At 43.5% G+C, this 22,044-nt stretch carries 20 protein-coding genes and 1 tRNA gene; 7 read left to right on the plus strand and 14 right to left on the minus strand.

All coding sequences use genetic code 11. From position 1 onward, the window contains the following. Positions 1-30: 30 nt before the first annotated feature. Both rho and QWZ08_RS27330 read right to left on the minus strand, forming a co-directional pair. Positions 31-1,707 (minus strand): transcription termination factor Rho, encoded by a 1,677-nt coding sequence (gene rho, locus QWZ08_RS27325; RefSeq protein WP_353960512.1) that lies wholly within the window; start codon positions 1,705-1,707, stop codon positions 31-33. A 321-nt stretch (positions 1,708-2,028) separates the two neighbouring features. Then, entirely contained in the window at positions 2,029-3,012 is a 984-nt protein-coding gene (locus QWZ08_RS27330; protein ID WP_290340989.1) for a 2-hydroxyacid dehydrogenase, read from the minus strand. Positions 3,013-3,157: 145 nt separating this feature from the next. On the opposite strand from QWZ08_RS27330, the gene asnS reads away from it, so the two are divergent. The 5 genes from asnS to QWZ08_RS27355 all read left to right on the plus strand — a co-directional run bounded on the left by asnS (position 3,158) and on the right by QWZ08_RS27355 (position 6,794). Further along, positions 3,158-4,600: an asparagine--tRNA ligase gene (gene asnS / locus QWZ08_RS27335; protein ID WP_290340991.1), complete on the plus strand. Its 1,443-nt coding sequence runs from the start codon at positions 3,158-3,160 to the stop codon at positions 4,598-4,600. Between the two features lie 292 nt (positions 4,601-4,892). Beyond that, positions 4,893-5,063, plus strand: coding sequence for a hypothetical protein (locus tag QWZ08_RS27340; protein WP_290340993.1), 171 nt, complete (start codon positions 4,893-4,895; stop codon positions 5,061-5,063). Further along, positions 5,054-5,446 (plus strand): GNAT family N-acetyltransferase, encoded by a 393-nt coding sequence (locus QWZ08_RS27345; protein WP_290340995.1) that lies wholly within the window; start codon positions 5,054-5,056, stop codon positions 5,444-5,446. Before QWZ08_RS27340 ends, QWZ08_RS27345 begins: the two co-directional genes overlap by 10 nt. Positions 5,447-5,548: 102 nt before the next feature. Then, a complete protein-coding gene (locus QWZ08_RS27350; protein ID WP_290340996.1) occupies positions 5,549-6,592 on the plus strand; it encodes an NAD(P)-dependent alcohol dehydrogenase in 1,044 nt (347 codons plus the stop codon). A 129-nt stretch (positions 6,593-6,721) separates the two neighbouring features. Next, a tRNA-Phe gene (locus QWZ08_RS27355) sits at positions 6,722-6,794 on the plus strand. A 315-nt stretch (positions 6,795-7,109) separates the two neighbouring features. Here the strand turns inward: QWZ08_RS27355 and QWZ08_RS27360 are convergent. Then, positions 7,110-7,625 (minus strand): PepSY domain-containing protein, encoded by a 516-nt coding sequence (locus tag QWZ08_RS27360; RefSeq protein WP_290340997.1) that lies wholly within the window; start codon positions 7,623-7,625, stop codon positions 7,110-7,112. Positions 7,626-7,799: 174 nt separating this feature from the next. Continuing rightward, positions 7,800-8,588 carry a carbon-nitrogen hydrolase family protein gene (locus QWZ08_RS27365; protein ID WP_290340999.1) on the minus strand — a complete coding sequence of 263 codons (789 nt, stop codon included), beginning with the start codon at positions 8,586-8,588 and terminating at the stop codon, positions 7,800-7,802. Positions 8,589-8,711: 123 nt separating this feature from the next. On the opposite strand from QWZ08_RS27365, the gene QWZ08_RS27370 reads away from it, so the two are divergent. Then, on the plus strand, positions 8,712-9,980 hold the full coding sequence (locus tag QWZ08_RS27370) for a rubredoxin (RefSeq protein ID WP_290341001.1): 1,269 nt from the start codon (positions 8,712-8,714) through the stop codon (positions 9,978-9,980). Positions 9,981-10,214: 234 nt separating this feature from the next. Next, positions 10,215-12,470, plus strand: a complete 2,256-nt coding sequence (locus tag QWZ08_RS27375) for a DUF7133 domain-containing protein (RefSeq protein ID WP_290341003.1) — start codon at positions 10,215-10,217, stop codon at positions 12,468-12,470. Positions 12,471-12,578: 108 nt separating this feature from the next. Here the strand turns inward: QWZ08_RS27375 and QWZ08_RS27380 are convergent, their stop codons facing one another. The 10 genes from QWZ08_RS27380 to QWZ08_RS27425 form a co-directional block, all read right to left on the minus strand. Beyond that, positions 12,579-13,937, minus strand: a complete 1,359-nt coding sequence (locus QWZ08_RS27380; protein ID WP_290341006.1) for a PhoPQ-activated pathogenicity-related family protein — start codon at positions 13,935-13,937, stop codon at positions 12,579-12,581. A gap of 85 nt (positions 13,938-14,022) precedes the next feature. Next, positions 14,023-15,102, minus strand: a complete 1,080-nt coding sequence (locus tag QWZ08_RS27385; protein ID WP_290341009.1) for a dihydrodipicolinate synthase family protein — start codon at positions 15,100-15,102, stop codon at positions 14,023-14,025. Positions 15,103-15,156: 54 nt separating this feature from the next. Next, positions 15,157-15,765 carry a NanQ anomerase/TabA/YiaL family protein gene (locus tag QWZ08_RS27390; RefSeq protein WP_290341012.1) on the minus strand — a complete coding sequence of 203 codons (609 nt, stop codon included), beginning with the start codon at positions 15,763-15,765 and terminating at the stop codon, positions 15,157-15,159. A gap of 54 nt (positions 15,766-15,819) precedes the next feature. Beyond that, positions 15,820-16,707, minus strand: coding sequence for a sugar phosphate isomerase/epimerase family protein (locus tag QWZ08_RS27395; RefSeq protein ID WP_290341014.1), 888 nt, complete (start codon positions 16,705-16,707; stop codon positions 15,820-15,822). A gap of 12 nt (positions 16,708-16,719) precedes the next feature. After that, entirely contained in the window at positions 16,720-17,517 is a 798-nt protein-coding gene (locus tag QWZ08_RS27400) for an SDR family NAD(P)-dependent oxidoreductase (protein WP_290341017.1), read from the minus strand. A 9-nt stretch (positions 17,518-17,526) separates the two neighbouring features. After that, positions 17,527-18,552 carry a zinc-binding dehydrogenase gene (locus tag QWZ08_RS27405; RefSeq protein WP_290341019.1) on the minus strand — a complete coding sequence of 342 codons (1,026 nt, stop codon included), beginning with the start codon at positions 18,550-18,552 and terminating at the stop codon, positions 17,527-17,529. An 11-nt stretch (positions 18,553-18,563) separates the two neighbouring features. Beyond that, entirely contained in the window at positions 18,564-19,256 is a 693-nt protein-coding gene (locus QWZ08_RS27410; RefSeq protein WP_290341021.1) for an orotidine 5'-phosphate decarboxylase / HUMPS family protein, read from the minus strand. A gap of 37 nt (positions 19,257-19,293) precedes the next feature. After that, the gene (locus QWZ08_RS27415) at positions 19,294-19,800 is read right to left on the minus strand and encodes a DUF695 domain-containing protein (protein WP_290341024.1); all 507 of its coding nucleotides are present in this window, start codon (positions 19,798-19,800) and stop codon (positions 19,294-19,296) included. A gap of 70 nt (positions 19,801-19,870) precedes the next feature. Further along, positions 19,871-20,512, minus strand: coding sequence for a 3-keto-disaccharide hydrolase (locus QWZ08_RS27420; RefSeq protein WP_290341026.1), 642 nt, complete (start codon positions 20,510-20,512; stop codon positions 19,871-19,873). 21 nt (positions 20,513-20,533) lie between these two features. Continuing rightward, the gene (locus tag QWZ08_RS27425; protein ID WP_290341030.1) at positions 20,534-21,973 is read right to left on the minus strand and encodes a Gfo/Idh/MocA family protein; all 1,440 of its coding nucleotides are present in this window, start codon (positions 21,971-21,973) and stop codon (positions 20,534-20,536) included. Between the last annotated feature and the right edge of the window lie 71 nt (positions 21,974-22,044).

The following is a 22,044-nucleotide window of genomic DNA, read 5'->3' on the forward strand; positions in this document are numbered from 1 at the left end:
AGTAATGTATTAATTTAAAAGCGTAAATTTTTATCCGTTCATAGAAGTTAAAAATTCTACGTTGTCTTTTGTTCCTTTCATGTTTTTAAGCAGGGTATTCAATGCTTCTTCCGGATTCATATCGGCCATGTGTTTACGTAATACCCACATGCGCTGGAATGTTTCCTTATCAAGCAACAGATCATCACGCCTTGTTGAAGACGAAACAATATCAATTGCAGGATAAATGCGGCGGTTAGACAGTCTTCTGTCCAGCTGCAATTCCATGTTACCGGTTCCCTTAAATTCTTCAAAAATAACCTCATCCATTTTGCTTCCGGTATCTACCAGTGCAGTGGCGATAATGGTTAATGAGCCACCAAATTCTATTTTACGTGCAGCCCCAAAAAATTGTTTTGGTTTTTGCATGGCATTCGCTTCCACGCCGCCACTCAATACCTTCCCACTTGACGGAGCAACGGTATTGTGCGCACGTGCCAAACGGGTAATACTATCCAATAAAATCACCACATCATGACCACATTCAACCAGTCTTTTTGCTTTTTGCAAAGCGATGGTTGAAACTTTTACGTGCTTTTCTGCAGGTTCATCAAATGTACTGGCAATAACTTCAGCCTTTACACTGCGTTCCATATCTGTTACCTCTTCCGGTCTTTCATCAACCAGCACAATCATCAGGTAACATTCCGGATGATTTTCTGCAATTGCATTGGCCAATTCTTTCAGCAACATTGTTTTACCCGTTTTTGGCTGGGCAACAATCAATCCACGCTGGCCTTTGCCTATTGGCGTAAACAAGTCCATTATCCTGGTACTGTAATTATTGGAAGTGGTAGTAAGGTTTAGTTTTTCAAATGGAAACAAGGGAGTAAGATAATCAAAAGGAACCCTGTCTCTTACTTCTTCCGGGCTTTTACCATTGATGGTTTCTACCTTTAGCAATGCAAAATATTTTTCACCTTCTTTTGGCGGACGAACAGATCCGTAAACAGTATCGCCGGTTTTTAAGCCAAATAATTTTATCTGGGAAGGAGATACGTAAATATCATCCGGGGAGGAAAGATAATTGTAATCACTACTTCTTAAAAAGCCATAACCGTCAGGCATCATTTCCAATACACCTTCCCCTAATATGATACCGTCAAATTCAATATTAAAAACCTGCTGGTCCCTGCGTTGCTGGTATTGTTTGCTGGGGTACACATTTTGCTGTCCACCTTCTGTCATTTGCAGTTCAGGCTGCTGTTGTTGTACATCATCTTCTTCATGCAGCAGCGATGCGATGGCTGCAGGTATTGTACTTTGCTCGTCTGTTATTGGCTGAAGATCTTCTTCGAGTTCGTCCTTTATAACCGGTTGTTTTTTTCTTTCTGCAGTATGTTCTGTTCTTTTATGTTGCTTGTGTTCTGCGGCTTTGGGTTCTGCTGTTTTAGGTTCTGCCGGAGTTGGTTCTGCTACCGGTTTTTCTGTTACGGGAGAAGCAGCTGCTGCGGGAGCGGCTGTAGCTGCGGCTTTGATGGTGCGTTTACGCTTGGGTTTTTCCTCGCCTTCGTTTTTTGCTGTTGTATTCATGGTAGTTTGCCTGGCAAGTATCTTATCTATCAGATCCTGCTTTTCTAGTTTTTTATAATTGGAGATAGTGAGCTGCTCTGCAATATCATGCAACTCAGGAACGAGCATATCGTTCAGTTGTAAAGTGTCATACATAAAGAAATGAAAAAAGTTTTTTCAAAAAAATCCGGTCTTAAAGTCTTGAAATAATCCCAATTGTTCGGGTGAGAATTTTTTGTTTGATGGAATGTGACTGTCTGATGCAGTAGTTATATGGAAGACCTTATCAGCAATATTCCTGCACAATATTACGCCGTTTTTGCTAAATACTAAAAAAATTTTTGTTAATGAGGGGGTAACTCAAATGGTAACAAAGAGAAAATGTGCCTTGTAACCGAGCAGTATTGCAACAATTTGCACGTTGGACAAAGTCATTACCCCTCTGGCTGACATGACTGGTTTTAGCCAGGCTTTTTATTATGCGACGCTATTGGTAAGCTTTGTTCCGGCCTCAAATTCATCTATATTGGCGAGTGTTGTTTTGGCAATTTCCGCTAATGCTTCCTGCGTAAAAAAGCCCTGGTGAGAAGTGATCAACACATTGGGAAAGCTTAACAGGCGCATGATGTCATCATCATCAATGATATTTTCTGATAAGTCGTTAAAAAACAATTTTTCTTCCTGCTCATACACGTCCAGACCGAGATACCCGATGCGGCCGGATTTAAGGCCTTCAATCGCAGCCGGTGTATCTACCAGCCCGCCCCTGCTTGTATTGATGAGCATTATACCCTGCTTCATCATGGCAATGCTGGTTGCATCTATAATATGGCGGGTTTGTTCTGTCAGCGGGCAATGCAGCGAAACGATATCCGCCTGTTGAAAAATGTCGATCAATGGAAGGTAGTCAACTCCTGCCGCCTGCATTTCTTTATTAGCTATCACATCAAAAGCCAGCACTTTACAACCAATGCCCAGCATAATAGTACAAAACAACTGGCCAATTTTACCGGTACCGATCACACCGACAGTTTTACCATAGAGATCAAAACCCATCATTCTTTCCAGAGAAAAGTTGCCTTCCCTTACCCGGTTATAGGCTTTATGGGTTTTGCGGTTGAGCGTTAAAATCAGCGCCAGCGCATGTTCCGCCACTGCATGCGGAGAATAGGCCGGTACCCGTACTACCGGGATGCCGTTTGCTCTAGCCGCGGCAATATCTGTATTGTTAAACCCGGCACTGCGTAAAGCTATCAATTGAATGCCATTGCTTTTTAATGCTGCAATTACATCGGCGGATAATTTATCGTTTACAAAGGCGCAAACTGCGTTGCAATCCCAGGCCAGGTTTACTGTTTGTTCATTTAAAGGCGCTTCAAAATAAATGATTTCGTGTTTTGTATTATAGCGGTCAAAAAATTCGCGGTCGTACATTTTCGACGAAAAGAAAGCAATTTTCATGTGGCAAAGGTAATGTGTATTGAAAAGAGTTTTTAGTAAAAGCAATTTCTGCAGCAACATTCTCATTTAGTATAACAGCATTAATACCATGCATTACTTTTAATCCATCAAAATCCCCGTTATATTTGCAGCCAATTTAAACGTTATGTTCAACAAAAGAATAAAGATAAAAGCATTGCTGGCAGAAGAAAACACCGGCTTTGAAGCAACCGTAATGGGATGGGTTCGTACTTTCAGAAACAACCAGTTTATTGCCCTTAACGATGGCAGTACCAATAATAATTTACAGGTAGTTGCGTCATTAGGCGAGTTTGAAGACAGCACATTAAAACGCCTTACCACTGGCGCCTGCATTAAAGTTACCGGACAGGTAATTGCATCTTTAGGTAAAGGACAAAAGGTAGAGTTAAAGGCCGCTACCATCGAAATATTAGGCGACAGTGACGCAGAAAAATTTCCTTTGCAACCAAAAAAACACAGTCTTGAGTTTTTAAGAGAGATTGCCCATATGCGCTTTCGCACCAACACTTTTGGCGCTATTTTTCGCATCCGGCATTCACTGGCTTTTGCCATTCACCAGTTTTTCAATGATAAGGGATTTGTTTACCTGCATACACCCATCATCACTGCCAGCGATGCGGAAGGTGCCGGCGAAATGTTCCGGGTAACTACTTTACCGCTGGATGGCAGCGCACCCAAAAATGAAGATGGCAGCATAAATTTTAAAGATGATTTTTTCGGGCGCAGCACCAATCTGACCGTTAGCGGACAACTGGAAGGTGAACTGGCTGCTATGGCTTTTAGTGATGTATATACTTTCGGCCCCACATTCAGGGCAGAAAACAGCAATACAACGCGCCACCTGGCGGAGTTTTGGATGATTGAACCCGAAGTTGCCTTTAACGACCTGGAAGATAATATGAACCTGGCAGAAGCTTTTATCCGGTACGTGATCAAGTATGCCATGGAGCAAAATAAAGAAGACCTTGAATTTTTAGCGCAGCGGCTGGAAGAAGAAGAAAAACAAAAACCTCAGCAGGACAGAAGTGAAATGGGTTTACTGGACAAACTGAATTTTGTAGTAAACAACGATTTTGAAAGGCTGACTTATACCGAAGCGATTGAAATTTTAAGAGAGAGTAACCACAACAAGAAAAAGAAGTTTCAATATTTAATTGAAGGCTGGGGTGTTGATCTGCAAAGCGAACATGAACGTTACCTGGTAGAGAAACATTTTAAAAAACCGGTGATACTCACCAACTATCCAAAAGACATCAAATCGTTTTACATGCGTTTGAATGAGGATGGTAAAACGGTTGCAGCCATGGATATACTGGCGCCGGGTATTGGTGAAATTGTGGGTGGATCGCAAAGGGAAGAACGGCTGGATAAATTAACGGCCCGCATGGCTGAAATGCATATTCCTGCAGAAGAACTGAACTGGTATCTGGATACCCGCCGCTTCGGCAGTTGCCCGCACGCCGGCTTCGGGCTTGGGTTTGAACGCCTGGTACAATTCGTAACTGGCATGGGTAATATCAGGGATGTAATTCCTTTCCCAAGGTATCCCAAGAGTGCAGAATTTTAATTGGGCAAAACAATATTGCTTTAAGATATTTACCAGGCTACTTTATAGTTGGTTCATTGCTTTAGAGCAGGCAATTAACTTGTATAATATTTTACCGCGGTCTGACCTTCGGTACCGACCATGGTAAAAATTTGCGGTCGGCACCAAAGGTCAGACCGCAAAGCGAACACTCCAAAAACTAATGCCCTGCGAATTGAAGGCGATGCACAAAGCTGTAAAAGTATAAGTGAGTGACACAACGATTTTCCACAAAGCTGTTATTGCCCGGACCATTATTTTTTAAATACAAATTATGCTTTCACTGCAACTCAATCCTTTTCCGGTGCTGTATACCGGACGGCTGATGCTGAAAGAAATAACAGCGGCAGATGTGAACGATTTACTGGTACTGCGTTCTGATAAAAACGTGATGGCCTATATTGACAGGCCACTTGCCAATCGGCAGCTGATGCCATGGAGCTGATTCAAAAAATAATTGACGGCGTAAAAAATAATGAAAATATTACCTGGGGCATTGCTTTAAAAGAAGATGCTGTATTAATTGGCACCATTGGTTTCTGGAAGATTGATGCGCCCAATTACCGGGCAGAAATCGGCTACCTGCTGCACCCGCAGCAACAGCGAAAGGGCATCATGCAGGAAGCGATCAAAGCCGTATTACATTATGGATTTACCACCATTGGCCTGCATTCTGTGGAAGCCAATATCAATCCTGCCAATGAAGCTTCTAAAAACTTACTGCTGAAAAATAACTTCGTACAGGAAGCCTGGTTTAAAGAAAATTATTTTTACAACGGCCGCTTTCTTGACTCTGCTATTTACTCTTTGCTGGCCCCTTCTGCCTGATTTATTTTATGGGAGCGGTTTTTGTTGTCTGTTCCGAAAAATAAATTTTCATTCAACAAACAGCCTGTAAGAGCTGTTTGTACTTATTCTAAAATAAAACATATGACACCCATAAACGCTTATGCAGCGCAAAGTGCAACCACACCATTAACACCATTTAATTTTGAAAGACGAGACGTTGGCGCCAATGATGTACAAATTGAAATTTTATATTGTGGCGTTTGTCACTCCGATATTCACCAGGTACGCAACGAATGGGGGGGCTCTATTTACCCGATGGTACCGGGCCACGAAATAGTAGGCCGCATTACCAAAATTGGGTCTGACGTAAAAGACTTTACAATCGGTGAACTGGCCGGCGTGGGCTGCTTTGTAGACTCCTGCAGGGAGTGCCCCAGCTGCCTGGCACATGAAGAACAATATTGTGACAACGGGATGGTTGGCACTTACAATGGCCGTGATAAAGAAGGCAACCCTACCTATGGCGGGTATTCTACGCAAATTGTAGTGGATGCAAAATACACGCTGCATGTAGCTGACAGTTTGCCTATTGAAGGAGTGGCGCCTTTGTTGTGTGCAGGCATTACCACTTACTCCCCCTTAAGGCACTGGAATATTGGCAAAGGACACAAAGTGGCCGTAGTTGGCCTGGGCGGTCTGGGCCACATGGCCGTTAAGTTTGCCGCTGCTTTTGGTGCCGATGTTACCGTGCTGAGCACTTCCAAATCAAAGGAACAGGATGCGCTGAATTTAGGCGCCCATCATTTTGCGGTAACAAAAGATGCGGACACCATGAAAAAACTGCAGGGCAAATTTGATTTTATTTTAAGTACAATTTCTGCATCGCACGAATACAATGATTATTTAAACCTGCTTACTTTAAACGGCACCATGGTGGTGGTGGGCGTACCTCCGCAGCCTTCCGTAGTGGGCGCTTTTAACCTTATCGGCAAACGCCGTTCTATTGCCGGCTCCCTGATTGGTGGTATTAAAGAAACGCAGGAAATGCTGGACTACTGCGCCGAACACAATATTGTGAGCGATGTGGAAGTGATTAAAGTATCTTCGATAAATGAGGCCTACGAAAGAATGTTAAAAGGCGACGTACACTATCGTTTTGTGATAGATATCGCCTCTTTAAAATAAATCTTTTTAACACGTAAATACAAGGTGGGCCTGATTTTGCCCACCTTTTTTTATTTCTTTCATAATTTGATGCGCTTGTTTTGCAATATTTGAGGAGAAACTCCTATTTTTGCTGCCCCGAAAGGGAACGGTGTGATAGCTCAGTTGGTAGAGCAATGGACTGAAAATCCATGTGTCGCCGGTTCAACCCCGGCTCGCACCACAAAAAGCAGGAAAATTGATTTTAAAATCAGTTTTCCTGCTTTTTATTTTCTGGAATGCTTGTTTCATCTGTTCAAAGTACTGCCCCTGAAAATTATGCCGCCCTCCTATCACAAAAGGCTACTTGGTGATACAAAAAATCAAATTATTTTCATATTTATTGTGCTTTACTCCGGCAATTGTAAATCCGACAAAACGGCAATATCACACTGTTGCGGATAACTACACTCAGCCTCACGGATGAAAACGATAGTCGTAAGCATATTAATTTTCTCCCCATTTGGAGTAAATCCAGAAAATCAAATATATCACCCAATTATACCATCAGCAAAACCACCGTCAACATAACACCCGCCAAAGTAAAATACAGGCCCTTTTTAAAAATGCTTGTTTTGGGCATAAACATCCAGAAAGAAGAGATCACAAAAAAGAAAAGGGAAACCCCGAAGAAAACGTTCAGAAAAAATAAGGGGTCTTTTGTACTGGCTTTGTGCAGGTGAGTTAGTTTTTCTACCAGCGCCGGCAATACGGTGACGGTATAGCTTGCTGAACCTGTCTGTGCATTGTAAGTGCCCTGTTTAAAAGTTTGCATGTCGCCGCTCACGGAAGTAATTTTTAAATCACGTATGCGGATCGCCTTGCCTAAAGCCTCTGCTGTAAGACCCGGCTGCAGTTGCTGCGTTAGTTGTTTTTCTTTTTTTAAAAAACTGGTATCCCTGAAAATAAGCACGATGCCGCTGAGGGCATATACGGCCATAATACCGGCTAAAAAAAAGCCCAGGTAACGGTGATATACACGCATGCTGTTGTGAAGGGTTGCTTTACTGCTCATAGTTTTAATTTGGTGCAAAGAAAAGTATTGGGGTGAATTTTACCGCCGAAATAGGGAAAAGCATTTACACAATCCGTAAATTCAGTCTGCTTCAGGGCTGCTTCATCTTTTATCAGAACTTACCTTATTTTTAATTTTTATGATTTGTATTGGGCTTATTTTTTACCAACCGGATCAACGATATAGTTCTGGCTTAAACCTGCCCGCCAGCAAGCCGGTTGCTTTTTCCGGCTCCATGGTTGCGGTGATCACGCCTGCTTTGCCATATGCCTGGTAAGCAACGCAACTGCCATCAGGACCAATTAAAGAACTGGCAGACTCCGGATATTGAAAGGCATAGTTGGAAGTGGCAAAATAAATCGTGTTCTCCATCGCACGCAGCATCTGGGCTTTCTCGTAGTAGGGATTTTCTTTTGCACCCCACTCCATGGGCAATCTTCCTGTGTCGTTACTTCCTGTATAGTTGGGATGAAATACTACCTGTGCGCCATTCCTGGCTGCCCATCGTACTGACTCGGGATAACGGTATCCTTCATGACAAATGGTGATACCAAATTTTATTCCGCTCACTTCAAAGAGATTGCGTTCGGCACCTGCCTGCCACAAATTATCTTCTGACGGATCCAGCTGGTTTTTTGTCTGGTAGCCCAACACTTCGCCCTTATCATCAATGACAAAAGCGAGGTTTAACAAGGCCCCATCCCTGTACCAATCCATCGGTATAATTACCGCGATTGAATTGCTGGCCGCAATGCGCTGAACCGCCTGTAATGCTGCTTCCAATTTTTGTGGTGTACGCTCCGCCGGATCGACGCCCATACCGGGATAGCCGGGGATATAGGATTCCGGAAAACAAATAATGGCTGCCTGTTGGGAGGCTGCTTCTTTAGTAAGTTTTTCAATCCAGGCCAGGCCATCTGCAATGGAAGCCGGATAAGGCGGAGATGCAAGGGCTATCTTCATATCAGTTATTTATTGTGGGGTAGATGTTTCATTCAAATATATTTCATTTTACTTTTTCAATGAACATGCATTTACTGTCGGCGCCAGCTGCTATTTCACTTATTTAATTTGTATGTTTGATGTATGATAAGCACCATATTTATAAACTTCCGCGGCGGCATTATTGACCCCGCCAATCTGCACAATATTTTAATTGCTGTAAATAAAATAAAGATAAGAGACGTTCACTTTGGATTGCGGCAGCAATTGCTGGTAGACATGGAACATTACAGTGTAGAACCCTTTACGGCAGAACTGGATAAACTGGAACTGGCTTATGAAATAGATGAGTGCAAACATCCCAACATTTGCAGCTCATATCCGGCGGCCGGCGTATTCATCGGCGACAGCTGGTTAAGTGAAGCCATTTATAAGAACGTGCTTGATTCCATCGATTATGCGCCAATGCTAAAGATTAACATCTGCGACAATAACCAAAGCTTTACGCCCATCCTTACGGGTAATATCAACTGGATTGCTTCGCCTTCTATTGAAAATTTCTGGCACCTGATCATCCGCTTTCCCAAAACGAATGTTATTTACGAATGGACCATGCTTTGCCATACCAATGACATTGCATCTGTTACAAAAAAACTGGAAACAATCATTCTGCAACACCCGGATAAATTTGTTGATACAGAACTGGCCAATGGTGATGACTTGTTTGCCTTGTTTAATTCCGATGGTTTAAACATACAGCCTGCTGAAAGCCCGGTAGTACTGCCGCCTTTTAACCTTCCCTATTATGAAGGCCTTAACCGTTATAACGACAAATACTGGCTGGGCATTTACAGGCGGGATGAATTATTCAGCGTACCATTTTTAATAAAGTTGTGCCGGCTTTGTATGCAGACTGGTATCACCCAGCTGTGTTGTACTTCGTGGAAAACAATCCTGATAAAAGGCATTGAAGAGCAAGACAAAGAGAAATGGAATTTACTGCTGGAAGAATTCCAGATCAATATGCGGCATGCAGCCAACGAACTTAACTTCCAGGTAGAAGATAATTGCCCGGAAGGCCTGGATTTAAAAACTTACCTGGTTAAAAATTTAAGCATTGATGATACCCGCACTTTTGGTATTTGCATCGGCATAAAAACCCGCAAAAAAAGCGAAGTCTTCAGCAGCATTTTGGTACGCCAACGCTACCTGGTTGATTTTTTAGGAATCAAACTGTTTAAAGTGTATGATATTTTATGCGCCAAGGATTTCAATCCGAATGAAAGAACAGGGGAAATATTCAGCAGGGACAATCCCAAATTTGTGATGGGCGAACAGCTGAGAAGATGTGTATTATACTATTACCAGCACCGGGCAAAAGTGGTGAAGGGAAAAGCATTGGCAGTTAAATAACATGGCCACAAGGCATACATTTGTACCCGGATGCTTCATGTTAATTCCTGTAACATTTCCTTTAAGCCAATACATCAATCTAACTAATTCCCGCTGCTATGTTTTCATAATTGTATTACTGCTGCATTTGCGCAACAGGTTGCTGATGTTTGCCTCAAATATATTATCTTCAACACCCAGTTCGTCCCCGTGAAATGTTTGGCATCCCGCTTAATAAACCATCAACATCAATTCATGAAACCCATTCATACTGCTGCCTGCATTGCATTATTTGTTTGTGCTTTTTTTTCCTGTCAACAACCTTTACCAACCGAAGAGCCGGCTCCCGAAAGGCCTGCTAAAATAGTTCCCGATCCGTCGGCTGTTCCGTTGAGCCCCGAAGAAAGTTTACAAACCATGCACCTGCCACCCGGCTATCATATGGAGCTGGTAGCCAGTGAACCCGAAATTCAGGAACCCGTCGCCATGGTATGGGATGGCAATGGCGCCATGTATGTAGCCGAAATGCGCAGTTACATGCAGGATATTGATGGCACTGGCGAACGCCTGCCCGTGTGTCGTATCACCAGGTTGGAAGATACCAACGGTGATGGAAAAATGGATAAGCACACGATATTTATCGACAGCCTGATTTTACCAAGGATGATGCTGATGCTGGATGACCGGCTGGTAGTAAATGAAACCTACACCAACAATATGTACAGTTACCGCGATAAAAACGGCGATGGCGTAGCAGATGAAAAAATACTGGTGTACCATAACGATGAACCCGACGAAGCCAACCTGGAACACCAGAAAAGCGGCCTGATCTGGAACATTGATAACTGGATTTACGTTACCCGCAACCCCGTTCGCTTCCGCTATAATAATGGTATGCTGGTAGTGGACAGCCTCATAAGCCCGCCCAGCGGACAATGGGGATTAACGCAGGATAATTATGGCCGGCTGTTCTTTTCTTCAGCCGGGGGCGAAACGCCTGCACTGAATTTCCAGGAGAACCCGGCCTACGGAGAACTGGATTTAGACAATCAACGCGACAGCAGTTTTGATGCGGTATGGCCCATCATTGGCACGCCTGATGTACAAGGTGGCCAGGAAAGGTTGAGAGGCGACAGCACACTCAATCATTTTACTGCATCCTGCGGCCAAACCGTATTTCGCGGAGACCGACTGCCTGCAACTATGGTGAATGACCTCTTTATTTGTGAGCCCGTTGGCCGTTTGATCCGCAGGGCAAAATCTACCTATGAAAAAGGAACCATGATACTGCACAATGCGTATGACAAACGAGAATTTCTTGCTTCAAGCGATATGAATTTCAGACCCGTTAATACCGCTACAGGACCGGATGGTTGTTTATATATCGCCGACATGTACCATGGCATTATACAGGAAAGTGCCTGGACAAAACCCGACAGTTATATCCATCCCCAGATAAAACGAAAAAAGATGGATGAGAACATTAACCGCGGCCGTATTTATCGCGTGGTGCATGATGGTTACAAACCTGGCCCACAGCCTCATTTGCTCAAAGCAACCAATGCTGAACTGGTTGCCTATCTCTCCCATCCCAACGGCTGGTGGAGGGATAATGCGCAGAAATTACTGGTGATTCACGGGGATCAATCGGTAGTACCTGCATTGAAGAAAATTGCTTTAAACGAAAAGAGTTTTGGTGAAAAGCTGGCTTTCTGGAAAAAAGAGCCAGATGTCATAACAAGACTGCATGCCCTATGGACAATGGAAGGGCTGGGCGCCATTGACGAGCAAGCCGTATTAACCGCACTGGCTGATGACAATGCAGAAATCAGAAAGGCAGCGATGCGAATCAGCGAACCTTTTCTAAAGCAGGGCAACCACACCATAGCTACGAAACTGGAAAGCATGAAGGATGATAAAGACGCAGGCGTGCAGGTACAACTGGCTTTGTCGCTTCGGTACAGCAAAGAAGCAACGGCATCGGCTTTGCTAAAAACACTGCAAACCAGGGATACCACTAATGTATTACTCGTAAAAGTTGCGGAAAGAAGCCTGCAGGAAAAGGATGAAGCCAACAGCGAACTAAGGGCCATCACCATGGGCATGGACGGGGAAGACCGCGACCTGGTGTACCATGGCGCCAGCTATTTTAAACAACTGTGCATCACCTGCCATGGGCCTGAAGGAAAAGGTATTCCTTCTATGATAGCACCGCCACTGGCAGGTTCGGCAAGGGTTAACAGTGACAAAACCACCCTTATCAATATTTTGCTGCACGGATTAAAAGGGCCGATCGATGGAAAAAAATATCCTGACCAGATGTTATCGCAACAAGCCCAAACCGATGAATACATTGCTTCGGTACTGAGTTATGTGCGCAACAGTTTTGGCAATAAATCTAAAGTAGTATTTGTGGATGAAGTAAAAGATGTAAGAGCAGCTACCAAAGACCGCACAACTCCGTGGACGTTGGAAGAATTAATGGCGATGCAGGCGGCGAAAAAGAAATAAAATAAGTGTTTCAAAGAATAACAACTTCGGAGTGATTGTGCAAATGATCACCCCGAAGTATTTTAAGCAGCCGTGGTAATTCTGACGATACCTTGCAAATCCTGATCTTTATAACAGCTCTTTTTCATCCGTCATAAATACCCTCGTACTTTCTGTATATTCACCACCATTGGCATCGCGGTATTTTAAATTCAGGTAGAAAGCACGATAGCCCTTTTCAGGAAATGCTTCGGTTACTTTTATCAGATGTTGGTTTTTAATGCCAAGGTTTTTCGAGTTCCATTTGTCATTGCGAAAATCCTTGTCCGGCGAATCGGCAGACCAGCAAATTACATCTGTTAGTTTATCGGCAGTTGCAGTGATTTTTACTTCAACACCGCTTTTTGTAGAACTGGTTTTCCATACACAGGTTGGATAAGCTTTTTTTGCGAGCGTTAGCCCGAAGAAGGAACTGAGACTTGCGAGTGCTTCTTTCTTGTCGCCCATATCGTGCCCTACATTAGCGATGTAATGCAATAAATTCTGCCCCGGAATACTGTCGTAATAATTTTTGATATTGTCTATCGGCCAGTATTCATCATTCGTGCCCATAAAAATCATTTTGGGCATTCGCAGTGTTTTCCGGTACGAGTAAGGATCAATCATGGTAGTGAGTTCGTTTGCTTTTGCAGAACTTATATCCTGTGCAATACCCAGCTTTACATAGTCCTCAATCTGGATACTGTAATCGTTCCATACTTTTACCTGGTAGTTCATACTGACCGGCATGTTCAGCATATCAATCACCATTGGGGCAATCGCTACTACGCGTGGGTCATTTGCACCGGTAAGCCAGGTAGTCCAGCCGCGTTTGGATGCACCGGAAACAACAAACTGCTGTACATTTTTATTCAATTGCTTTTTGCAAAATTCCTGTACCGCATCCATGGCGTGGATGGCACTTTTAACCATCGGAAAAAGTAATGGCCAGCTATAATCGTGATCCTGTTTAAACTGGTGCAACGTAAATGAAATCAATGCATCTTCCACCAGTGTATCGTACAAGGGCTGATTGGGTGTTTGCTTTAAGATGGCAACAACAGCATTATTCTTAGTAGCCAAGTCGCTGAATCCAATCCTCAATGCATCATCTTTACCACTCCAATTCGGCAACCCTTTATCGTTAATGCTTCCTCCTGTAATAAACAATAAGGCCCCGGCGTGATTTATTTTCTGCGGTACAATAATACTCAATTCATGTCTCCACGTGTATTCCCGCCATTTTTGCGATGTAAGCAATAAGGTATACACGGTTGACTCTTTTATTTTAAAGGTCTCTTTAATTTCCCATTGGTAGGTTTTATCACCATTGTGTATATAACTTTGCAAAGCAGTTGCGGGTGTGATGGCAGTTTGAGCAGTACTATTGACAGGCAATAACTGGATGACTGTACATCCCAGCAGCAATTTAAAAATTAAATTCTTCATTTAATGCCTTGATTATGAGTATTTATAACGTGGTTGAAATTTAACGTTTATCCTTGCCGCAATTGGTGTTTTTTTTAAACTTCTATTAAATCGTTGCAGGTTTTATCCCAATCCTGTCGCACCAGCCTACAAATATTTTATATACTTCATCCAGTGTTTTTCGCTGCTCTCCTGTTAATGGCGAACTAGCTGTACGCCCACTAATTTCAATTGGAACACCTCTTTTCTGCAAAAAATATTTAGCGCTTAAGGAATAGTTGGTTGAAATGATGTCTTCTGTTTTGGTAAGTTGTTCCTGGATAAATTGTACATCTGCCTGGCGATCCGGGTTGGTAGCATTGGCACAAATCCAGCTGATGATTTCCGGATAAAAATTGCCGCAAATAGCAGACATGCCTTTGGCGCCGGCCTGTAGCGAGTTGGTAGCGTTGGCAATACAGGCATCATAAAATTCCAGGCGGTTATTTTGTACCAGGTTAATTTTTGCCTTTACTTTATCAAAATCAATGGTGGTGTCTTTATGATAAATGAGGCGGTTGGTGCCGAGCAGGTATCTAAATACCTGCGGCGTAAGCACTCTTTTGTATGGCGAAGGACATTCGTAGGTACCCGTAGGAATGTTATCTGTAAGGTTAAAGAACTTTTCAAATCCGGCAATCAGTGCATCATCATTTTCTTCCTTCTTGGCAAAGTGGCCGGTAATCAATATTACCGCGTTGATGCCGGTGTGATAAATCTGTTTGGTAAACTCCGCTTTATCGTTCATTGTCTCACCAAATGAACCTGTTGCCACTACTGATACAGCACCATTCACCCGTTTTGCCACGTGCCTTGTTAATGCCAATCTTTCTTCGGGGCTAAGGCTATACATTTCACTACTCAGGCAATTGGCGAAAAGTCCCTTTGCTCCCGCAGCCAGGTAAAAATCAGTTAGCCGCGATAAGACATCAAAATCGATCTGTCCGTTCTGTTTATAAGGTGTGAGCATTACCGGCACAAATTTTTTACCGCTTACAAACTCGTTGTTGTTGATGGGTAAAATGGGTTGTGCTTTGTCTTCAGCAAAAAGCTTTGTATTGATGCCACCGGTTAGGGCAACACCCAAGGTACCTGTGGCAAGGTTGGTTAAAAAACTTCTGCGTGAGGAGTTGTTTTTTTCTTTCATGGTGGACAATAAATTTCTTTGTTACTGAGCGGCTTTTCTCATCAGCTGCTTAAATTATTCTGCCTTGGCGACCAGTATTTTTATCACGATTTTTTTTACCACATCATAACCGTCTGCTTTAATTGTCGGGCGATGGGCATCATTTGGAAAAAATAAAAAGAAAGTGCCGGGGTCTGTCGTGTAATAAGTTCCGTCCGCAATATAATTCATGGCATCGGGCGTATAGGGTTTTGTAATGGTAGCCTTTGACGCATCTGCCACACCGATGATTTCTTTTCCTTTAATGATGTATTGCAGGTCGATGTATTTTTTGTGTGATTCCCATTTTACATCTTCCATTTTTTTACTGAGATCTTCCGTTATAGAAGCAAATACAGTATCTCCCAGGATGGGATATTTACCGGTTGCCATAGTGACCAGGTCGTGTGTTTTCATAAATCCAAAAGCAGCATCCCATAATTTTTTATTGGTATGATACGCTTCATAAAAAGCGGCTTTGTCAACAGACGAATGCGGCGAGAGCACAATACCGCCAGCCCATTCCCTTTGTGCAATCCATTGATCAATTTTTTTAGCTGAAACAGGCTTTGAAGATTGCTGGGCAAAGCTCCCAACAGCCATCACACAAGCCATCAACAAGCAAACAATATTTTTATATCTCATGATAACATCTGAATTTAGAGCCCTTTTTTAAATTTTAACTTTTGAATTTAAATTTTACGAAGACCAGTACTGCTGCATTTTCTTCCGAACAAAAGCAACGCTTCTTTCCAACTGGTCCATACCATCCACGCCATCTTCAATGCTGATCCAGCTATTAAAACCCTGCGCTTTTAAAATGGAGAAGATAGCATCATAATCATTCAGTCCCTTCCCGATTTCTCCATGGCTTAAACGCTTGGCATATCCTTGTGCACCAGCTTCTTCCCTGCGAAGGTCTTCCATCGTTCCTTCTTTAAGGTAACGATCGCTGGCGTGCATAGTCACCACACGGTGCGCTACCCGCCGCAACAATTCGATGGGATCTTCGCCTGCCAGGTAAGTATTGCTGGGGTCGTAGTTTACACCGAAGTAAGGATGATTAATTTTATCCACGAGTTTGCAAAATATATCCATCTTTTGTGCAAATTCAGGATACTCCCAAAAGTCATCTTTGTAATGATTTTCGATGATCAGGGTGACGTTCCTTTCCTGTGCATAAGGCAGACATTCTTCTATGCAATCAGCAGCCAGTTGAACACCTTCATCAACGGAAAGTTCCGGCCGCTTTTGACCAGACAATACCCGGCAATAAGAGCCGCCGAGTGCATGGGTCATGTCGATCCAGCGTTTTTGTTTTTCAATTTCATTTTTTCTGAAAGCAGCATCCCGGTGGGTAAAATCAGGCGAACAGCACATCATCGGAATGGTTTTTCCATGATCTTCCACCTGGCGCCGGAAGATGGGCCAATTCTTTTCGTCTTTCATTTCCAGGAAACCTGCATACCATTCCAGTCCGTCAATATCCAGCTTTGCTGCCAGCTCAATCCATTCTGAAACACGCATGCTTCCATCTTTACAAAGGGCTACCATAAAGGCTTTTGGAAACACCGCTAATTTGGGCATAAGTACAATATTTTATTTTGATACAGGAATTGTGGTAGTGTCTTTAGGCGGGTTGCGGCCAATGAAAGGATATTGTTCCAGGTCCATCACCTGACCCGATACAGGACCGCTTTCATCGCTGAGCCAATACACGGCAGCGGCGGCAATTTCTTCCGGCTTCAGGATTCTTCCTGCAGGTGCGTATACCGAGGGAATATCCTTGTACCAGTCTTCCGCCAACCCGTGCTGTCGCTTGCGCAGTGTTTCTGTTTCAGTCAATACCCAGCCTGGGTTGATCTGGTTTATGCGGACACCATTTTCACGGTTGAGCGTATCTCCAAGGTTACGGGTCATGGTCATCAAGGCACCTTTTGACATGCTATAGGGCAACAGGTTTGGTTCGCCGCTATAGGCATTTACCGAGCCGATGTTCAACACACAACCTTTTGTTTTGGTAAGCTCAGGCAATGCCGCCTGCAACAATGCAAACGGTGCAATGGTATTTACTTCCAGCACCGTGCGCAAAAAAGCCAGGTCGGTGGTACTAATATTACCCGACACTACCATGGCCGCATTATTCACAACGGCATCTAGCTTGCCGAAAGTTTTAACAGCAACATCCACCAGGCGCTGCGGCGCTCCGGCAATGCTGATATCTTCTATATACATAACAGCCTTGTCGCCCAGTTGTGTTGCAACTGATTCGCCGCCTTCTTTATCCAAACCGTTGATCACTACTTTTGCGCCTTCCGCCACACAGCGCAATGCAATGGCTTTGCCGATGCCGGTGGTACTGCCTGTTACAATAACTACTTTATCTTTTAACCGCATGCTGAAACTTTATACTGGTTTTAAAACACTTTTTACAATTTCGCCTTTGTGCATTTTTTCAAAAGCCGTGTGCCATTCGGTTACAGGCCATACGCCACCAATGATGGGTTTTACATCTAACTGACCGCTGGCCAGTAAGGCAAGTACTCGTTCCCACATCGGCCAGTTATGACTAAAACTGCCCTGCAAACGGATATTTTTTTGTACAAGCGGATCAAGATTAAAACCTAATGGTTGTGGTCCCCAACCTACTTTGGTAATTTTTCCATTTGGCCTTACCAGCTGCATGGCAATTTTTAACGTGATGCTGGCACCTGCCGCGTCTATTACGCAATCAGCGCCCAATCCATCTCTTTTAAACGCCCATTCTGTAGCATCGCCAATGATAGCTTCGCAGCCATATTGTTTGGCAATATCCAGGCGATGCCTGTCTGCCTCCAAGCCTACAATGGCTACCTGTGCGCCACACAATCTTGCCATGGCCGCACATAAAATTCCAATGGTTCCTGGACCCAATACAATCACGCGGTCGCCGGGTTTTAAGCCGGTATTTTCTACTACTGCACTATAAGCAACGCAGCAAGGTTCTGTTAAACAAGCATGTTCAAAAGGAATCTGGTCGGGCACTTTATGGAGGCATCTTGCAGGTACACGAACATACTTTGTCATGGCGCCGTTTACGCCGTAGCCAAAACCTTTTCTTGTCGGGTCAAGATTGTACAACCCAATTCTTGACATAGGATTGTTGACGTCAATTACGGCGGCGGTTTCGCTCACTACGCGATCGCCTTCCTTCCAACCTTTCACCTTGCCGCCAAGGGCAATGATATGGCCGCCAAATTCATGACCCAGTACTACAGGATAATTTACAGGCCAGCTATGGTCTGCAGTCCATTGGTGCAGGTCGCTTCCGCAAACCCCAACGTTGGCTACTTCCAGCAGCACATCTTCATCACCAATGGTAGGCTGTTCTATTTCTCTGATTTCTACTGAACCTTTTTCAGGCGCAAAATTTACAACAGCGGCTGATTTCATTTTCTTCTATTTTAGTTTGTTTTATAAGAATGGATTTTTTCGCAGATGAGGCGCAAGGAACTTTCCAAATCGCCACCTGCTGTTTTGAAACTATCTCCGTCAATGGTTAAGGGTGCTCCCAAAACTACCAGCGGCGCTCCATATTCCGGACATTGGATGGCTTGCTCCAGGCTAAGTCCGCCAACGGCTTGCACCGGAATTTTCACCGCATTCACCACTTCGCGAAGCTGATCCAGCGGACTTGGCATACGTAAACCCCTGGCGGCAATACCGCGGCGTTCGTCGTAACCAATGTGGTGAATTACATAATCACAACCCAGGTCTTCCAGCCATTTGGCTGCTGCAACCATGTCTTCGCAACCAAGGTTATCGCCCATTACCTGGATACCAAAATCACGTCCCGCATTGACGACGCATTTAATCGTTTCTTCATGAGCCCTTGCCATTACCACCACATGGGTGGCGCCGGCCTTTGCCATCATCTCAGCTTCCAGGTAGCCCCCATCCATTGTTTTTAAATCGGCAACAATCGGTATTCCGGGAAAGGCTTCCCTTAATTTTCTTACACCGTGCAAGCCTTCCGCTAAAATCAGCGGCGTGCCTGCTTCCAGCCAGTCCACCCCCGCCCGCATGGCCATGGCTGCAGTTTCCAGCGCTTCGTCAATATTGGTGAGGTCTAAAGATATTTGAACAATTGGTTTCATTATACTACTAATTTATTTTAGGATTTCATTTTTACCTTTACAATCCTGGTTTACCGACTACTTTGTCTGAGTTGAAAAATATTGAAACAGATTTCCAGGATTCGTCCCTCTGAACAGACAACAGCATTTTTCTTTCCTTCCTGCTATTATTGCAAAAACCGGTAACGGCTTTTTCTGAAAATACCGGCTTGTCAATGTATATCATTACATCTCTTGCACCGTAACGTGTAACCTGCGCAACCGAATGTACAGTCTGTTGTTGTTTTAGCAACTCTTCAAAATCCGTCTGTATTTCATTAAGCCGCTGTCCTTCAATTTCGCCAGGATGTCCATTGCTATTTTTCTCCAACACCTCCAAATCAATGCCTACGAGAAATGGATAGCACTTTTTATTCTGGTAATTTTTGTATGCGGTATTTACTGTTGCTATCGCAAAACCATCTGGCATTTTTAACTGAAAGATGCTAAAGTTTTCTTTGGGGAAAATTGGTTCAGCTGGTGTTGCGTCATCAACTTTGCCTAAAATCTTTTTTAAAAAATTCATACTTGTAAAAGATTGCAATAACCAACATGGATTTGAATTAGGCAACTTCCACAAGAAAAATTGTAAATTATTATGGTAATGGTCTTACCATAATATCTTTAAAAAACACAATGCTTTTTGGATCGTGTCCCTGCAAGGCAAAAGTGCCATTGGAAATAATTCTTTCCGCATGACCTTTAGGAGGAACAAATCCATCAGGCTGCGTCCAGTCGCACACTACTATATCATTGATTTTTGTGATCACGTGTTTGCCTTCTACTTTTATATATTCGGTAAACCATTCGTCGTCTTTTACATAGGTTTCCTTTACGTCTTTAATATCGTACAATCCCGCGGTTCTTTTCCAATCACTGTGCGAATTGTTTACCTGTACTTCAAAGCCCTTATCCGGGAAACCTGTTTGCTGGTATGCAGTGTGAAAATAGATACCAGAGTTAGAGCCGGGCTTTGTCATCACCTTTGCCTTAAATTCGAAGTTGGTAAAATTGTGGTTTAATACTGGGCCTTCATAATATAAATGCGAGCGAACGCCTGCTACTTTTATAGCGCCGTCTTCAAGAGAAAAGGTGCCTGGTTGTTCACTGAATTTCCAGCCGTCAAGCGACTTACCATCGAAGAGACTAACCCAACCATCGCTGCCTTTTAATTTGTTCGAGTTGGAGCAAGCCGATAATAAAGAAGCGGCCATAAAAAACAAGATAATTTTCTTCATGCGTTTATTTTTATTAGTTAATTAAATTCCTAAACTCCAGCCCTGGCGATAATCTCTTTTTACAAATTGATTGGCTTCTTCAAAATTGGTGATTTTCATTTCTTTTGCATTCCACAACAATTTCTTTCTGCCTGGATATTCACTTCTGCCTTTTGCATTTTTTGTTTCCAGGTTCCAACTTCTGATGGCCAGGTTTCCGATCAAAATACTTTCGGTAAAAGGACCTGCATACTCGAACGGTGAGCTGGTTTTTGCTTTACCATACCCTGCCATACAGGCGTTTACCCATTGCAGGTAATGTCCTTCGGGTACCCTCGCAATAGTTTGCGCGGGCATTACCGTTTGCTTCATCAGTGAAGATGGTAACAGCCTCGGATTTTCTCCATAGCAATCCACAATCATTTTACTTTTATCACCGATAAACATGGCGCCTCCATCATTGCCTCCAAACGTTTCACCCGGCAGCAATTCATCGGGCAGGGGTGGCATAATACCGCCATCAAACCAGGATACCTTTATTTCTCCCTTACCATCTTTTCTTGGATACTTTAAATGGATTACGGAAGCAGGCGGATAGCCATCAGGATATTTTGCTTCTTTACCATCCACCGTCCAGCTTTTAGGAATACTGCATTCTACTTCGGTAGGAAAATCAATTGGCAGAATGCGAAATACAGGGTCCATCATGTGGCAAGCCATGTCACCGAGGGCACCCGTACCAAAGGCATTCCAGCCACGCCAGTTCCAGGGCATATACGCAGGGTTGTAATCGATGTATTTTGCAGGGCCCAGCCAAAGATCCCAATCCACTTCTTTAGGCACCGGAAAACTACCTGTTGGCGTAGGTAAACCTTGCGGCCACAACGGCCTGTTGGTCCAAACATATACGGTATGCACATCGCCTAATAAATTGGCATCGTGCATTTCCTTTGCCTGGCGAACTCCATCACTGGAGCCGCCCTGGTTACCCATTTGTGTAATTACTTTGTACTTACCCGCCGCATTGGCCAGTGTACGGGCCTCAAAAATATCATGGGTGAGGGGCTTTTGCGTGTATACATGTTTGCCCAATTGCATAGCCGCAATTGTTGCTACAGCGTGTATGTTGTCGGGCGTTGAAATGTTACAGGCATCTATATTGTTTTTTTCGGTTTCCAGCATTACCCTGAAATCTTTGTAATACTTTGCATTGGGATATTCTTTCCTGGATTCAGCACACCGGCGTTCATCCACATCGCATAACGCAACGATATTAACATTTGGGCTTTTTGAAAAATTCTTTAAATCGTCATGTCCTTTGCCCCCTGCGCCAATGGCAGCAATATTTAATTTATCGCTTGGGGCTACAAAACCTTTCCCTCCCAATACGTGTCTTGGCACAATCATAAAACCTGCAGATACCAGCCCTGCATTTTTAATAAAACTCCGCCTTGAATTTTCCGTTTTTTTACCCTTTTTCATGATGTAATTTTTGTAGTTTAAATGTTGCTTAATACTTTGCTTCAATGACGCAAAGTATTAAGGTTGTTGTT

Origin of the sequence: Ferruginibacter paludis (assembly GCF_030409685.1) — a bacterium.
Classification (GTDB): Bacteria; Bacteroidota; Bacteroidia; order Chitinophagales; family Chitinophagaceae; genus Ferruginibacter; species Ferruginibacter paludis.

What these genes read in the sequence shown, in the direction of transcription:
- QWZ08_RS27405 (WP_290341019.1), bottom strand. Translation starts at nt 18,552, where the DNA reads ATGAAATCAGCCGCTGTTGTAAATTTTGCGCCTGAAAAAGGTTCAGTA.
- QWZ08_RS27410 (WP_290341021.1), bottom strand. Translation starts at nt 19,256, where the DNA reads ATGAAACCAATTGTTCAAATATCTTTAGACCTCACCAATATTGACGAA.
- asnS (WP_290340991.1), top strand. Translation starts at nt 3,158, where the DNA reads ATGTTCAACAAAAGAATAAAGATAAAAGCATTGCTGGCAGAAGAAAAC.
- QWZ08_RS27365 (WP_290340999.1), bottom strand. Translation starts at nt 8,588, where the DNA reads ATGAAGATAGCCCTTGCATCTCCGCCTTATCCGGCTTCCATTGCAGAT.
- QWZ08_RS27340 (WP_290340993.1), top strand. Translation starts at nt 4,893, where the DNA reads ATGCTTTCACTGCAACTCAATCCTTTTCCGGTGCTGTATACCGGACGG.
- QWZ08_RS27425 (WP_290341030.1), bottom strand. Translation starts at nt 21,973, where the DNA reads ATGAAAAAGGGTAAAAAAACGGAAAATTCAAGGCGGAGTTTTATTAAA.
- QWZ08_RS27420 (WP_290341026.1), bottom strand. Translation starts at nt 20,512, where the DNA reads ATGAAGAAAATTATCTTGTTTTTTATGGCCGCTTCTTTATTATCGGCT.
- QWZ08_RS27400 (WP_290341017.1), bottom strand. Translation starts at nt 17,517, where the DNA reads ATGCGGTTAAAAGATAAAGTAGTTATTGTAACAGGCAGTACCACCGGC.
- QWZ08_RS27360 (WP_290340997.1), bottom strand. Translation starts at nt 7,625, where the DNA reads ATGAGCAGTAAAGCAACCCTTCACAACAGCATGCGTGTATATCACCGT.
- QWZ08_RS27375 (WP_290341003.1), top strand. Translation starts at nt 10,215, where the DNA reads ATGAAACCCATTCATACTGCTGCCTGCATTGCATTATTTGTTTGTGCT.
- rho (WP_353960512.1), bottom strand. Translation starts at nt 1,707, where the DNA reads ATGTATGACACTTTACAACTGAACGATATGCTCGTTCCTGAGTTGCAT.
- QWZ08_RS27370 (WP_290341001.1), top strand. Translation starts at nt 8,712, where the DNA reads ATGATAAGCACCATATTTATAAACTTCCGCGGCGGCATTATTGACCCC.
- QWZ08_RS27350 (WP_290340996.1), top strand. Translation starts at nt 5,549, where the DNA reads ATGACACCCATAAACGCTTATGCAGCGCAAAGTGCAACCACACCATTA.
- QWZ08_RS27415 (WP_290341024.1), bottom strand. Translation starts at nt 19,800, where the DNA reads ATGAATTTTTTAAAAAAGATTTTAGGCAAAGTTGATGACGCAACACCA.
- QWZ08_RS27380 (WP_290341006.1), bottom strand. Translation starts at nt 13,937, where the DNA reads ATGAAGAATTTAATTTTTAAATTGCTGCTGGGATGTACAGTCATCCAG.
- QWZ08_RS27390 (WP_290341012.1), bottom strand. Translation starts at nt 15,765, where the DNA reads ATGAGATATAAAAATATTGTTTGCTTGTTGATGGCTTGTGTGATGGCT.
- QWZ08_RS27385 (WP_290341009.1), bottom strand. Translation starts at nt 15,102, where the DNA reads ATGAAAGAAAAAAACAACTCCTCACGCAGAAGTTTTTTAACCAACCTT.
- QWZ08_RS27330 (WP_290340989.1), bottom strand. Translation starts at nt 3,012, where the DNA reads ATGAAAATTGCTTTCTTTTCGTCGAAAATGTACGACCGCGAATTTTTT.
- QWZ08_RS27395 (WP_290341014.1), bottom strand. Translation starts at nt 16,707, where the DNA reads ATGCCCAAATTAGCGGTGTTTCCAAAAGCCTTTATGGTAGCCCTTTGT.
- QWZ08_RS27345 (WP_290340995.1), top strand. Translation starts at nt 5,054, where the DNA reads ATGGAGCTGATTCAAAAAATAATTGACGGCGTAAAAAATAATGAAAAT.